We start from the raw sequence: 15,715 nt of genomic DNA on the forward strand, positions 1-15,715 counted from the left end.
CGCCTGATCCCCTGCTGAGGTCCGTCATGCACCCTTCGTCCTCGCGTATTCCGCCCATCGCTGTCGTCGGTGTGAGCGCCATCTTCCCGGGCTCGCTCGACGCTCACGGCTTCTGGCGCGACATCCTCGCTGGAACCGACCTCATCACGGACGTCCCGAGCACCCACTGGCTGATCGAGGACTACTACGATCCCGATCCGTCCGCCCCGGACAAGACGTACGCGAAGCGCGGCGCCTTCCTGAGGGACGTGCCGTTCGATCCGCTCGAGTGGGGCGTGCCGCCCTCGATCGTGCCGGCCACGGACACGACGCAGCTGCTCGCGCTGATCGTGGCGAAGCGGGTGCTGGAGGACGCGGCGCAGGGGCAGTTCGAGTCGATGAGCCGCGAGCGGATGAGCGTGATCCTCGGCGTCACCTCGGCGCAGGAGCTCCTCGCCTCGATGGTGAGCCGGATCCAGCGGCCGGTCTGGGCGAGGGCGCTCCGGGACCTCGGGTATCCGGAGGACGAGGTGAAGCGCGCCTGCGACAGGATCGCGGGCAGCTACGTGCCCTGGCAGGAGTCGAGCTTTCCGGGCCTGCTCGGCAACGTCGTGGCCGGGCGCATCGCGAACCGGCTCGACCTCGGCGGGACGAACTGCGTGACCGACGCGGCGTGCGCGTCGTCGCTGTCGGCGATGTCGATGGCGATGAACGAGCTCGCGCTCGGCCAGTCCGATCTCGTGATCGCGGGCGGCTGCGACACGATGAACGACGCCTTCATGTACATGTGCTTCAGCAAGACGCCGGCCCTGTCGAAGTCGGGCGACTGCCGCCCCTTCTCGGACAAGTCCGACGGCACGCTGCTCGGCGAGGGCATCGGGATGGTGGCGCTCAAGCGGCTCGACGACGCCGAGCGCGACGGGGACCGGGTGTACGCGGTGATCCGCGGGATCGGCTCGTCCTCGGACGGGCGGAGCAAGAGCGTGTACGCGCCGGTGCCGGAAGGGCAGGCCAAGGCGCTGCGCCGCACCTACGCCGCCGCCGGGTACGGCGCCGAGACCGTGGAGCTCGTGGAGGCCCACGGCACCGGGACGAAGGCCGGCGACGCGGCCGAGTTCGAGGGCCTGCGCGCGATGTTCGACGAGTCGGGGCGCGCCGATCGGCAGTGGTGCGCGCTCGGCAGCGTGAAGTCGCAGATCGGCCACACCAAGGCGGCCGCCGGCGCGGCGGGCCTGTTCAAGGCGATCATGGCGCTGCACCACAAGGTGCTCCCGCCGACCATCAAGATCGACAAGCCGAACCCCAAGCTCGAGATCGAAAAGACTCCTTTCTATCTCAACACCGAGGCGCGGCCGTGGATCCGCGCGGGCGACCACCCGCGGCGGGCGTCGGTGAGCTCGTTCGGCTTCGGCGGCTCGAACTTCCACGTGGCGCTGGAGGAGTACACGGGCCCGGCGCCGCGGGCGTGGCGGGTGCGGTCTTCGCCGGCGGAGCTCGTCCTCCTGTCGGCGGACACGCCGGCGGCGCTCGCGGACCGCGTCCGGGCGCTGGCGAAGGCGGCGGAGACGCCCGAGAGCCTGCGCTTCCTGGCGCGGGAGTCGGTGCTCTCGTTCGACGCGTCGCGGCCCGCGCGGCTCGGGCTGTGCGCCACGGACGAGGCGGATCTCCGGAAGAAGCTGGAGCAGGTCGCGGCGCACCTCGGGGCGAAGCCCGAGCAGGCGCTCGCCGCGCCGCTCGTGCACTACGCGAGCGGGGAGGCGCCGGGGCAGGTGGCGTTCCTGTTCCCGGGGCAGGGGAGCCAGTACCTCGCGATGGGCGCCGACGTGCTGCTGACGTTCGACGCGGCCCGCGAGGCCTGGGACGCGGTGGCGGGCGTGTCGATCGCGGACGCGCCGCTGCACGAGGTGGTGTTCCCGCGGCCGGTGTTCTCGGACGAGGACCGCGCGGCGCAGGAGGCGCGGCTCCGCGAGACGCGGTGGGCGCAGCCCGCGATCGGCGCGACGAGCCTCGCGCACCTCGCGCTGCTCGGGGCGCTCGGGGTGCGTGCGGACGCGCTCGCGGGCCACAGCTTCGGCGAGATCGCGGCGCTGCACGCGGCCGGCGCGCTGTCCGCGGCGGACCTCCTGCGCGTCGCCCGGCGGCGCGGCGAGCTGATGGGCGCGGCGTCGTCCGAGCGGGGCGCGATGATCGCGGTGCCGCGGGCGATCGACGAGGTGCGGGCGATCGGCCTCGGCGACGTGGTGGTCGCGAACCACAACGGCCCGAAGCAGGTGGTCCTGTCGGGCTCGGTCGCGGCGATCGAGGCGGCGGAGAAGCGGCTCTCGGGCATGGGGATCCAGGCGCGGCGCCTCGACGTGGCCGCGGCGTTCCACTCGCCGCTCGTGGCGGAGGCGAGCGCGCCGTTCCGCGAGTTCCTGGCGGGCATCGCGGTGCAGGCGCCGGGGGCGCCCGTGTACAGCAACGCGGAGGTCGAGCCCTACCCGGGCGACGGCGACGCGGTGCGCGATCGGCTGGCGCGGCAGCTCGCCGAGCCGGTGCGGTTCGTGGAGGAGATCGAGCGGATGTACGCGGCCGGGGTGCGCACGTTCGTGGAGGTCGGGCCGGGCTCGGTGCTCACGAACCTCGTCGGCGACATCCTGAGCGGGCGGCCGCACCGCGCCGTGGCGCTCGACCGCAAGGGCAAGCACGGCGTGACGAGCCTGTTCGAGGCGGTGGCGCGGCTCGCCGTGGCCGGGGTGCCGCTGGACACGCGGGTCCTCTGGGACGGGTTCGCGGCGCCGGTGGACCCGCGGGCGCTGCCGAAGCCGAAGCTGGCGCTGCCGATCAACGGCAGCAACTACGGCAAGCCGTACCCGCCGCAGGGCGGGGCGAAGGAGCTGCCGAAGGCGAGCGCTGGGCGGCCGGCGCAAGAGACGGCGCGGGCGGCGGTAGCGAGCGCGTCGGGGCCGGCGGGGAGCGCGTCGGGGCCGAGGAGCGTGGGCGCGTCGGCGCCGGCAGTGAGCGCGCCGGAGCCCGTAGTGCGCGCGTCGGCCGCGGTGGTGCGCGCGCCGGAGCCCGCAGTGCGCGCGCCGGCCGCGGTGGTGCGCGCGCCGGAGCCCGCAGTGCGCGCGCCGGAGCCCGCAGTGCGCGCGCCGGAGCCCGCAGTGCGCGCGCCGGAGCCCGCAGTGCGCGCGTCGGAGCCCGCAGTGAGCGCGTCGGTGCCCGCAGTGAGCACGTCGGCGCCGGCAGTGCGCGCATCGCGGCCGGCCGTGAGCGCGTCGGTGCCCGTGGCGAGCGCGTCGTGGCTCGCCGCTTACCAGGAGGCGCAGCGCGCCACGGCAGAAGCCCACAGCGTGTACCAGCGCACGATGGCCGAGACCCACATCGCCTTCCTGCAGGCGGCCGAGGCCTCCTTCGCAGGGCTCGCCGCGCTCGCGACCGGCGCTTCGTACCCGGTCGCTGCCACGGTGGCGCCCGAGGCGTGGCCTGCGCCTGCGCTCCTCGCGCCGGTGCATCGAGGGCCGGTCTCGGAGGCGGCGCTGGGGCCCGCAGCGGCGCAGGCCCTGCACAACGGCGGGGGCAGAGGCAGCGCGATCCATGACGGCCTGAACGGCACAGGCGGGCAGCATCACGCGGCGGTCGCAGTGCTGGCGTCCGCGGCGCCCGTCGCGGCAGCAAAGGCGGCGGTCGCGACGCCCGCGGCGCCGGCCGTGACAGCGAAGGCGGCGGTCGCGACGCCCGCGCCCGCGGCGCCGGCCGTGACAGCGAAGGCGGCGGTCGCGACGCCCGCGCCCGCGGCGCCGGCCGTGGCAGCGAAGGCGGCCGTCGCCGCCGCGCCGGGCGTCGATCTCGAGCGGATGGTCCTCGAGGTGGTCGCCGACAAGACGGGATACCCCGTCCCCATGCTCGGGATGCAGATGGAGCTGGAGAGCGATCTCGGGATCGACAGCATCAAGCGGGTGGAGATCCTGTCCTCGGTCCGGGACCGGACGCCCGGGCTGTCGGAGGTCGACGCCTCGGCGCTGGCGCAGCTGCGCACGCTCGGGCAGGTCGTCGACCACCTCCGCGCTTCGATGCCCGCCGCCGCACCGGCGGCCGGCGCCAGGCCGGCTGTGGCTGCTCCCGCCGCCGCAAAGGCGCCCGCAGCCGCAGCGCCGGCGGGCGCTGGCGCCGCGGCGCCCGCGGCGGCCGAGGTCGAGCGGATCGTGATGGCGGTCGTCGCCGAGACGACAGGCTACCCGGCCGAGATGCTCGGGCTGCAGATGGAGCTGGAGAGCGATCTCGGGATCGACAGCATCAAGCGGGTGGAGATCCTGTCGGCGGTGCGGGATCGCACGCCCGGGCTGTCGGAGGTCGACGCCTCGGCGCTGGCGCAGCTGCGCACGCTCGGCCAGGTCGTCGACCATCTCCGCGCCTCGCTGCCCGCCGCCGCGCCGGCGGCCAGCGCCAGGCCGGATGCCGTCGCTCCCGTCTCGGCAACGGCATCCGCCGGCGCTGCGGCGCCCGCGGCGGCCGAGGTCGAGCGGATCGTGATGGCGGTCGTCGCCGAGACGACAGGCTACCCGGCCGAGATGCTCGGGCTGCAGATGGAGCTGGAGAGCGACCTCGGGATCGACAGCATCAAGCGGGTGGAGATCCTGTCGGCGGTGCGGGATCGCACGCCCGGGCTGTCGGAGGTCGACGCCGCGGCGCTGGCGCAGCTGCGCACGCTCGGCCAGGTGGTCGACCACCTCCGCGCCTCGCTGCCCGCCGGGGCGCCGGCGGCCGCCGCCAGGCCGGCTGTCGCCGCCCCTGCGGCCACGCCGGTCGTCGCTCCCGCCGCGGCGGCGCCCGCGGCATCCGACGTCGAGCGGGTCGTGATGGCGGTCGTCGCCGAGACGACAGGCTACCCGGCCGAGATGCTCGGGCTGCAGATGGAGCTGGAGAGCGATCTCGGGATCGACAGCATCAAGCGGGTGGAGATCCTGTCGGCGGTGCGGGATCGCACGCCCGGGCTGTCGGAGGTCGACGCCGCGGCGCTGGCGCAGCTGCGCACGCTCGGCCAGGTGGTCGACCACCTCCGCGCCTCGCTGCCCGCAGCCGCGCCGGCCAGAGCTTCCGCCGCGGCGCCCGCAGCCGCGCCGGCCGGAGCTTCCGCCGCGGCGCCCGCGGCGGCCGAGGTCGAGCGGGTCGTGATGGCGGTCGTCGCCGAGACGACAGGCTACCCGGCCGAGATGCTCGGGCTGCAGATGGAGCTGGAGAGCGATCTCGGGATCGACAGCATCAAGCGGGTGGAGATCCTGTCGGCGGTGCGGGATCGCACGCCCGGGCTGTCGGAGGTCGACGCCGCGGCGCTGGCGCAGCTGCGCACGCTCGGGCAGGTCGTCGACCACCTCCGCGCGAGCCTCGGCTCCGCCGCCGGCGACGCCCCGGCGACGGCCGCCGAGGCGCCGGCCGCCGCGCAGCTCGGCCGGTGGACGCTCGTCGAGGCGCCCGCGCCCGCCGCCGGTCTGGCGATGCCCGGCCTCTTCGACGCCGGCACCGTGGTGGTGACCGGCCACGACACGCTCGGCCCCGCGCTCGTCGCCGCCCTCGCGGCCCGCGGGATCGCCGCCGAGCACGCCGCCGCCGTGCCCCGCGGCGCCCGCGGCGCCGTGTTCCTCGGCGGCCTGCGCGACCTCGCCACGGCCGACGAGACGCTCGCCGTCCACCGCGAGGCGTTCCTCGCGGCCCAGGCGATCGCGGCGAAGCCGGCCCTGTTCGTCACGGTCCAGGACACCGGCGGCGACTTCGGCGTCGCCGGCTCGGACCGCGCCTGGGTGGGCGGGCTGCCAGGCCTCGTGAAGACCGCGGCGATGGAGTGGCCCGAGGCGTCCTGCCGCGCGATCGACATCGAGCGCGACGGCCGGCCCGCCGCCGAGCTCGCCGACGCCCTCGTCGCGGAGCTCCTGTCCGGCGGCGTCGAGCTCGAGATCGGCCTGCGCGCGGACGGCCGGCGCACCACGCCGCGCAGCGTCCGGCAGGACGCGCAGCCCGGGCCGCTCCCCCTCGGGCCGTCCGACGTGGTCGTGGCGAGCGGCGGCGCCCGCGGCGTCACCGCGGCGACGCTGATCGCGCTCGCCAGGGCCAGCCGCGCGAGGTTCGCGCTGCTCGGCCGCACCGCGATCGAGGACGACCCGGTCGCGTGCCGCGGCGCCGACGGCGAGGCCGCGCTCAAGGCGGCGCTCGTCAAGGCCGCGTCCTCCGCGGGCCAGAAGGCGACGCCGGCGGAGATCGGCCGCCAGGTCGCGAAGATCCTCGCCAACCGCGAGGTCCGCGCGACGCTCGACGCGATCCGCGCGGCCGGCGGCGAGGCCCTCTACGTCCCCGCCGACGTGAACGACGCGCGCGCCGTGGCCGCGGCGCTCGACCAGGTGCGCCGCGCCTTCGGCCCGGTCACCGCCATCGTCCACGGCGCGGGCGTGCTCGCCGACAAGCTCGTCGCCGAGAAGACGGTCGAGCAGTTCGACCGCGTGTTCAGCACCAAGGTCGACGGCCTCCGGGCCCTGCTCGGCGCGACAGCGGGCGACCCGCTCAAGGCGATCGTCCTCTTCAGCTCGATCGCGGCGCGCACCGGCAACAAGGGGCAGTGCGACTACGCGATGGCGAACGAGGTCCTGAACAAGGTCGCCGCCGCCGAGGCCGCCCGCCGCCCGGGCTGCCGCGTGAAGTCGCTCGGCTGGGGACCCTGGCAGGGCGGCATGGTGAACGCGGCGCTCGAGGCGCACTTCGCGCAGCTCGGCGTGCCGCTCATCCCGCTCGCCGCCGGCGCGAAGATGCTGCTCGACGAGCTCTGCGACGGCTCGGGCGACCGCGGCGCGAGCGGGCCGGGCTCCGCTTCGCCCGGCGCGGTCGAGCTCGTGCTCGGCGCCGAGCCGGCGACGCTCGCGGCCCCCGAGCCTGGCCGGAGGGTCGCGCTGGCCGTCCGCGCCGACCGCGCGACGCACCCCTACCTCGGCGATCACGCCATCAACGGCGTCCCCGTCGTGCCGGTGGTGATCGCCCTCGAGTGGTTCGCCCGCGCCGCGCGCGCGTGCCGGCCGGATCTCGTCGTGACCGAGCTCCGCGACGTGCGGGTGCTGCGCGGGATCAAGCTCACGGCGTACGATTCGGGCGGCGAGGTGTTCCGCGTCGACTGCCGCGAGGTGAGCAACGGCGAAGGCGCGGTGCTCGCGGCGGAGCTGCGCGGGCCCCAGGGGGCGCTGCACTACGCGGCGACCATCGAGATGGGGCAGGCCGAGGGGCGCGTGGCCCCGAAGGGCCCGGCCCTGCCGTCGCTCGGCCCGTGGCCCGGCGGCGACCTGTACGACGGCCGCACGCTCTTCCACGGCCACGACTTCCAGGTGATCCGGCAGCTCGACGGCGTGAGCCGCGAGGGGATCGTGGGGACGGTCGTGGGCCTGCGCGAGGCCGGCTGGGTGTCCCAGCCGTGGAAGACCGACCCGGCGGCGCTCGACGGCGGGCTGCAGCTCGCGACGCTGTGGACGCAGCACGTGCTCGGCGGCGCGGCGCTCCCGATGTCCGTGGGCGCGCTGCACACCTTCGCCGAGGGGCCGTCCGACGGCCCGCTGCGCGCGGTGGTGCGCGGGCAGATCGTGGCCCGCGACCGTACCAAGGCGGACATCGCGTTCGTCGACAACGAGGGCACGCTCGTCGCCGAGCTGCGCGACGTGCAGTTCGTGCTCCGCCCCGACACGGCGCGCGGCCAGGCGTGATCGAGGCCACCGTGTTCGAGCCCATCGCCATCGTCGGCCGCGGGTGCGTCCTGCCGGGCGCGCTCCACCCCGCGGCCCTGTGGGACAACGTGCTCGCCGGCAGGGACCTCGTGTCCGGCGCCCCCGACGGCCGCTGGCGCCTGTCGCGCGAGCGCGCGCTCGCGCACGTTGCGCTCGCCGGCGGCGCGCGCGACGTGCGCGACGTGAAGGACCGCGCGTGGAGCGACCGCGGCGGCTACGTCACCGAGTTCGACGAGCACTTCCGCCGCGTGCTGGCCGGGGACCCGTTCCCGCGGCGCAGCGGTCCGCCCGAGTCCCTGCTCGCGCTCGACCCGCTCTTCCAGTGGGTGCTCTACGCGGGCCGCGAGGCGCTGCGCGAGGCGGGCCACGAGGGCCGGTCCGATCGCGCGGGCGCGGTGGTCGGGAACCTCTCGTTCCCCTCGTCGGCGATGTCGGCGTGGTGCGAGTCGACGTGGCTCGGCGATCTCGCCGGCGTCGCGCGGCCCGATCCGCGCAACCGGTTCATGTCGGGGCTGCCTGCCCACCTGCTCGCCGACGCGCTCGGCCTCGGGGCCGGGGCGTTCGCGCTCGACGCCGCGTGCGCGTCGTCGCTCTACGCGATCGCGCTCGCCTGCGAGCGCCTGCAGGACCGCGAGGCCGACCGGATGCTCGCCGGCGCGGTGTGCCGGTCGGACGATCTCTTCATGCACATCGGGTTCTGCGCGCTGTCGGCCATGAGCCGCACCGGGCGCAGCCGCCCGTTCTCGTCGGAGGCCGACGGCCTGGTCCCGGCGGAGGGCGCGGCGTTCGTGGTCCTCGAGCGCCTGGCCGACGCGGAGGCCGCGCGCAGGCCCATCCTGGGCGTGATCCGCGGGGTCGGCCTGTCGAACGACGGCCGCGGCCGCGGCCTGCTCGCGCCGGCGGTCGAGGGCCAGCTGCGCGCGATGCGGGCCGCGTACGCCATGGCCGGCCTCGATCCCGGCGAGGTCTCGCTGCTCGAGTGCCACGCGACGGGCACCCCCCTCGGCGACGCGACCGAGATCGCGACCCTCACCGAGGTGTTCGGCCCCCGCGAGGTCCCGCTCGGCTCGCTCAAGTCGAACCTCGGTCACCTCGTCACGACCGCCGGCGCGGCCGGGCTCCTCAAGCTGCTCGGCGCCATGGCGGCGGGGGTCCGGCCGCCCACGTTGCACGCCGATCCGCTGAGCGACCCGGTGGCCGCGAGCCCGTTCCGGGTGCTGCAGCGGGCCGAGCCGTGGGAGGGCCGGCGGCTCGCGGGCCTGTCGGCGTTCGGGTTCGGCGGGAACAACGCCCATCTCCTCGTGGAGGCGTACGAGCCCGCCTCGCCGAAGGGACAGGCCGCTCACGCCACGCACGCCGCGTCGCACCCGGCCGCGCCCCCCGCCCCGGCGGGTCACCTGGCCGTTGTGGCGATGGGCCTGTGCGTCGGTGAGCTCCGCGGCGTCCGGGCGTTCGCCGAGCCGCTCCTCTCGGGCGGCGGCGCGGATCCTCGCCGCGCGACCGTCGCGCTGCCCGCGGATCGCCTCCGGTTCCCGCCGCGCGATCTGCAGCAGGCGCTCGCCCAGCAGACGCTGCTGCTCGAGGCGGCGATCGAGGCGACCGAGGGGCTCGCGCTGCCGCGCGACCGCACCGCCGTGCTCATCGGCATGGGCGCCGACACCGAGGTGTGCCGGTACATGACGCGCTGGCGGGTCGCCGAGACGGCGCCGGCGCGGCTCGGCCCGTCGGTCGACGTCGGCGCGCTGCGGGATTCGATCATCCCTGCGCTCCAGGCGGCGGGGGTCGTCGGGAACATGCCGAACATCCCGGCGAACCGGCTGAACAGCCAGCTCGACGTCGGCGGACCGTCGTTCACGATCGCGGCCGAGGAGCTCTCCGGGCCCTGGGCGCTGCGCGTCGCGTCCCGCGCCCTGCGCGCCGGCACCGTGGACGCCGCGATCGTCGGCGCCGTGGACCTCTCGTGCGAGCCCGCCCACGTGGCCGCGCTCGAGGCGCTCGGCGTTCACCTGCCTCCCGGCGACGCCGCGGTCGTCCTTGTGCTCGAGCGGCTCGACGACGCCGTTCGACAGCGGCACCCGGTCCTGGCCGTGGTCGTGGACGAGCCGGCCGACCCCGGGCTCGTGCTGTCGGCCACGGATCTCGCGCCGCGGTTCGGCCATGCGCACGCCGCCTCCGGCCTGCTGCATGTCGCCGCCGCGGTGCTCGCCTGCCGTCATGCCCGGAAGCCCGACGGCACGCCGTGGACCGACGACGTCCGCGTCGCCGAGGTCCGCTGCGCCGGCCTCGGCGGGGGCTCGCTGTCGGTCCGCATCGGGGCCGGCGGTCCGGCCGCGCCGCTCCCGCCGCCACGATCGGCGGAGGGCCCGGTGCTCACGCTCCCCGCCCACCCGCCGGCGATCGTCGTACCCGGCGCGGCGTCCTGCTCATCCTCTGGAGACTCCATGGAACCTGCGCCGCCTCTGCCGTCCGCTCTCGACGACCTGCCGCCGCTGTACCCCGGGCCCACGGGTTTCTCTGCCGCCGACGCGCCGCCGCTGCCGTCCTGGGACGAGCCGCGGCCGGTCGGGCCGGCGCTCGTCGGGGCCCCTGCCGCCCACCTCCCGATCGAGCCGTTGCCGGTCGGGCCGGCGCTCGTCGAGGCCGCGGCCATGGTCCTCCCGAGCGAGCCGCTGCCGATCGCGCCGGAGCTCGTCGAGGCCGGAGCCGTGGACATTCCGGGCGACGTGATCGCCGGTGCGGCGGCGTTCACCGTTCAGCTGGCGCAGATCCACAGGGAGTGGGCAGAGCAGCAGGCCCAGGTCCACCGCCGGTTCCTGCAGATGCGGCAGCGCGCGCTGGACTCGCTCGTCCAGGCGTCGTCGGGCGTGGCCGCGGTGGTGCCTGCGCTGGCCTCGGCGCAGGTCTCCCGCGTCGCCCCGGTCCGCGCCGAGTCGCCGCGCCCCGTCGAGTCGCCGCGCCCGACCCGCGTCGAGTCGCCGCGACCGATCGAGGCGCTGCGCCCCGTGGAATCGCCGCGCCCCACCGCTGCGCCGCAACCTCCGCCGCGGCCGGTGGACACGCCGCGCCCGACCCGCGCCGAGTCGCCGCGCCCGGCGGAGCCGTCGCGCCCCGCCGCCGCGCCGCAAGCTTCGCCGCGCCCCGCCGCCGCGCCGCAGCCTTCGCCGCGCCCCGCCGCGGCTGCCCTCGCGCCGCTGGGCCCCCGGTTCAGCCGCGAGCAGCTCGAGCGCCTCGCCTCGGGCCGGATCTCCGACGTGTTCGGCCCGCTCTTCGCCCGGCAGGACGGCTATCGCCGCCAGGTGCGCATGCCGATGCCGCCGCTGCTGCTCGCCGACCGGGTCACCGGGATCGAGGCCGAGCCCGGCTCGATGAAGCTCGGCACGATGTGGACCGAGACCGACGTCCGGTGGGACTCCTGGTACCTGCACGACGGCGCGATGCCGGCCGGCATCATGATCGAGAGCGGCCAGGCCGACCTGCTGCTCATCAGCTGGCTCGGCGCCGACTTCGAGAACAAGGGCGAGCGCGTCTACCGGCTGCTCGGCTGCGAGCTCACCTTCTACGGCGGCCTGCCGCGCCCGGGCGACACGCTCGTCTACGACATCCACGTCGACGGGCACGCGAAGCACGGCGACGTCCGCCTGTTCTTCTTCCACTACGACTGTCGCATCGGCGGCGAGCTGCGGCTGAAGACGCGCAAGGGCCAGGCCGGCTTCTTCACCGACGAGGAGCTCGCGAGCTCCGGCGGCGTCCTCTGGGACGCCGACACCGCCGAGCACGCGGCGACCGCCCGCCTCGATCCGCCGCGGATCGCCTGCCAGAAGTCCGCGTTCGACCGGGCCGACCTCGTTGCGTTCGCGGCCGGCGACGGCGCGGCGGCGTTCGGCCCCGGCTTCGAGCGCCTGCGCACCCACGTCAGGACGCCGCGGATCAGCGCGCCGCCCATGCTGTTCTTCGAACGCGTCGACGTGTTCGATCCCGCGGGCGGCCCGTGGAAGCGCGGTTATCTCAGGGCCACGCTGCCGATCACGAAGGACGGCTGGTACTTCGAGGGCCACTTCAAGGACGACCCGTGCATGCCGGGCACGCTCATGTTCGAGGGCTGCCTGCAGGCGCTCGCGTTCGCCATGGCGGCGATGGGCTTCACGGTGGACGCGGACGGCTTCCGCTTCGAGCCGGTGCCGGAGATCCCCTACCTGCTCCGCTGCCGCGGCCAGGTCGTCCCGACGAGCCGGCTGCTCACGTACGAGGTGTTCATCGAGGAGGTCCACGACGGCCCGCACCCGACGGTGTTCGCCGACTTCCTGTGCACGGTCGACGGCCTCAAGGCGTTCCATGCCCGCCGCGTGGGCCTGCGCCTGAGCCCGGACTGGCCGCTCTCGAGCGCCCCCGAGCTCCTCGACGGCCACGTCGAGCCGAAGCCGGTCGCGCGGGTCCCCTGGTCCGAGCTCGGCGCGCCGCCGCCCGACGGCGCCGGCCCTGACGGCGCGGACGCCGGTGGCTTCCCGTTCGACTACCGGAGCCTGCTCTCGTGCGCCTGGGGCAGGCCGTCGGACGCCTTCGGCCCGCTCTACCGCAGGTTCGACGAGGGCCGGCACGTCGCCCGGCTCCCGGGGCCGCCGTACCACTTCATGAGCCGGGTCCTCTCGGTCTCGAGCCCCATGGCCGCGATGAAGGCCGGCGCGAAGGTCGAGGTCGAGTACGACGTCCCGGAGGACGCCTGGTACTTCGACGAGAACGCGAGCCTCACCATGCCGTTCGCGGTGGTGCTCGAGGCCGCGCTCCAGACGTGCGGCTGGCTCGCGAGCTACGCCGGCTGCGCGCTCTCGAGCGAGGGCGCGCTGTACTTCCGCAACCTCGACGGCAAGGGCACGCTGCGCGGCGAGGTCCTGCCGGCGCCGGCCGGCGGCGCGCTGCGCACGACGTCGCGGCTCACGAACCTCTCGCGGTCGGGCGGCATGATCATCCTGGCGTTCCGGGTCGAGTGCAGCCTCGGCGGCGCCCCGGTGTACGACCTCGACACGGTGTTCGGCTTCTTCCCGAAGGCCGCGCTCGCGACGCAGATCGGCATCCCGCCGAAGCCCGAGGAGCTCGCCGCGCTGGAGGCGCCGTCCGATTTCGAGGTCGATCTCCGCGAGCGCCCCGCGCGTTACTGCGGGGACAAGCTCGGGCTCGCGCGGCCGTCTCTGCTGATGATCGACCGCGTCGATGGCCTGTGGCCAACCGGCGGCCGGAAGGGGCTCGGCCGGCTGCGCGCGCAGCGGGACGTCCAGGCCTCGGAGTGGTTCTTCAAGGCCCATTTCCTGGGCGATCCGGTGCAGCCCGGCTCGCTCGGCATCGAGGCGATGCTGCAGACGATCCAGTTCTGGATGCTGCACCACGACCTCCACGCGGGCCTCGCCGACCCGCGGTTCGAGCCGGTGATGACGGGGCACGAGCACTCCTGGCGCTACCGCGGCCAGGTGCTGCCGAGCAGCCGGCGGGTGACGGTCGAGACCGACATCCTCGAGGTCGGCCGCGACGACCGCGGGCCCTTCGTCATCGCCGAGTCCTACCTCTGGGTGGACGGCCTCCGCATCTACGGCGCGACGCTCGGCGTGCGGATCGTCGACGGCGCTCCGCCGCCCCGCGCGCGGCGCGACGTCGGCTTCGACGTCCGCGGGAACGCGCGCCACCTCGCCTCGCTCCCTGGCGCCGCGCTCCGGAGCCAGGGCCCTCGCCTCCAGCAGCAGCCCGCGGGGCGGGCCGCCCCGTCGCCGGAGGCCGAGGACGCCGAGGAGGTGCTGGATCCGGCCGGCTGGGTGGCGGACCACTGCCCCACCTGGACGCTCCCGGCGCTCCCCGGCATGAGCATGGTCGACCGGCTGGCCGGCGCCGCCTTGCGGGCGCGCCCGGGGAGCGTGGTCGTGGCCGTGGAGGACGTCGTGGTGCTCCGCTGGCTGCCCGTGCCGGGGCCGGTGCGCGTCAAGGCCGAGGCCACCGGCTCCGGCGATGTCCTCGACGTGCGGCTCCTCGCGTGGCGCGAGGCCTCGAACCCGGCGCTCTCGCGGTTCGAGCCGGTGTGCACCGGCCGCGTGCGGGTGGCCGGCGCGTACCCGCCCGCCCCCGCGCCGGAGCCGGCGCTCGACGCGCCGGAGGCCGACGATCCCTACGCGGTGGGCACGCTGTTCCACGGCGCGGCGTTCCGGTACCTGACCTCGCTGCGGCTCGGCGCGCGCGGCGCCTCGGCGGTGCTCGATCCTGGCAAGGGCTCGGTGCCTCCCGGGGCGCTGCACCAGGGCATGCTCGACGCGCTGACCCACGCCATCCCGCACGACCGGCTGTTCCTGTGGGATCCGGAGAGCCCTCCCGCCCACATCGCGTTCCCGTCGCGCATCCCGTCGCTCCGCCTGTTCGGGCCGTCGCCCGACGCGCCCGTGCGCATCGAGGTGCGCTACGAGGGCCGCGAGGATCGCTTCGTCTCGTTCCGGGTGCAGGCCATCGCGGGGGCCGGCACGGCCGCCGGGGAGCGCGTCTGGCTGGAGCTCCGCCTCGTCGAGGTGCTGCTCCCGCAGGGATCTGTCGGCGGCGCGCCGCCCGGGATCCGCCGGGCGTTCCTGCGCGACCGCGCCCCGGTCGACCTCGCCGTCTCGCGCGTCGACGCGGCGTCGGGCGAGGCGCGCTGCGGTCCGGCCGACGTGCGCACGATGGACTGGATGCCGGGCACGGTGGCGCACCTGTACGCCGCGTCGGGCGATCTCGTCGAGGCGGCGGCCGTGAAGGATCACGTCGCGCGGCGCGCCGGCGTGCACCCGTCGACGGTCTCCCTCGGCGGCGTCTCCTCGGCGCAGCCGCTGACGCGCTGGCCGTTCGCGGTGGCGCGCGAGGGCTCCGAGGTCGTGGTCCGCGACGCCGGCCCGCCGGTGATCGACATCGAGCCTGTGCGTCGCTACTGGGGCGCGGCCATGGGCCTCGGCCGGTGGCCCGCGGAGGACCTGTACTTCGGCCTCATCGAGCGGTTCATCCGCCGGGTGCACATCGCCGATCCGGCGGCGTTCCGCGCCGTGAAGGGCCGGAGCCTGCTCTACGTCGGCAACCACCAGGTCGCCGTGGAGTCGCTGCTCTTCGGCATCGCCGTCTCGGGCCTCACGGGGGTCTCCACCGTCACGCTGGCCAAGGCCGAGCACCGGGCGACGTGGCTCGGCACGATGCTCGCGCACTGCTTTGCGTACCCGGGCGCGCGCGATCCGAAGGTGATCACGTACTTCGATCGCGAGGACAGGGCGTCGCTCGGGACCATCATCGCGGAGCTCGGGGCCGAGATGCAGGGCTCTGGCAAGGGGGTGATGGTGCACGTCGAGGGCACGCGGTCGATCGAGTGCCGCACGCCGGTGCGCAAGATGAGCGGCGCGTTCATCGACATGGCGCTCGCGGTGGGCGTCCCGGTGGTGCCCGTGCGCTTCTCGGGCGCGCTGCCGCCCGAGCCGCTCGAGACGCGGCTCGAGTTCCCGCTGGGCATGGGCGTGCAGGACATCTGGATCGGCCGCCCGCTGCTCCCCGAGGAGCTCGCGGGGCTGACCTACAAGGACCGCAAGGACCTCGTGATCAGCGGCATCAACGGGCTTGGGCCGAGCAACGAGGTCGAGCAGCCGTTCCCCGGCGACCCGGCGTTCGCGGCGTCGGTGGACGCCTGGGTGGCGGAGGCGGGCGTCGCGCACGAGGACGCGACGGTCTTCCGGGTGCTGGAGGCGTGCGCCGACCCGACGCCGGAGACGGCCGCGATCCTGGAGGCTGGGCGCACGGGGCGGCTCGTTCCGCCCGACGCGCGGCGGGCGGACTGGCTGCGGACGCTCGCCGCGCGGCTCCTCGGCAGGCGGCTCGCGGGGTGAGCCGGGGCGGCGCTCCCCGCGCCCACACCCTCTCATCGCCCGCCCACACCCTCTCATCGCCGAGCGCCACGGCGACGGTGGCCGGCGCTGCGCTCCGCTCGAGCCGGTGGGGCGCCCCGGGAGGCGGCGGCCGCCGCG

Annotated in this window: 2 protein-coding genes; both read left to right on the forward strand. The window is 75.7% G+C overall.

The window, feature by feature from the left end; all coding sequences use genetic code 11:
* The first annotated feature begins 26 nt into the window (after positions 1-26).
* On the forward strand, positions 27-7,691 hold the full coding sequence (locus WME75_RS04980; RefSeq protein WP_437486954.1) for an SDR family NAD(P)-dependent oxidoreductase: 7,665 nt from the start codon (positions 27-29) through the stop codon (positions 7,689-7,691).
* Positions 7,688-15,577 (forward strand): beta-ketoacyl synthase N-terminal-like domain-containing protein, encoded by a 7,890-nt coding sequence (locus WME75_RS04985; protein WP_437486956.1) that lies wholly within the window; start codon positions 7,688-7,690, stop codon positions 15,575-15,577. The genes WME75_RS04980 and WME75_RS04985 overlap by 4 nt, the downstream gene beginning before the upstream one ends.
* The last annotated feature ends 138 nt before the right edge of the window (positions 15,578-15,715 follow it).

It is taken from the genome of Sorangium sp. So ce1014 (assembly GCF_051521505.1).
In the GTDB taxonomy this organism is placed as follows: domain Bacteria; phylum Myxococcota_A; class Polyangia; order Polyangiales; family Polyangiaceae; genus Sorangium.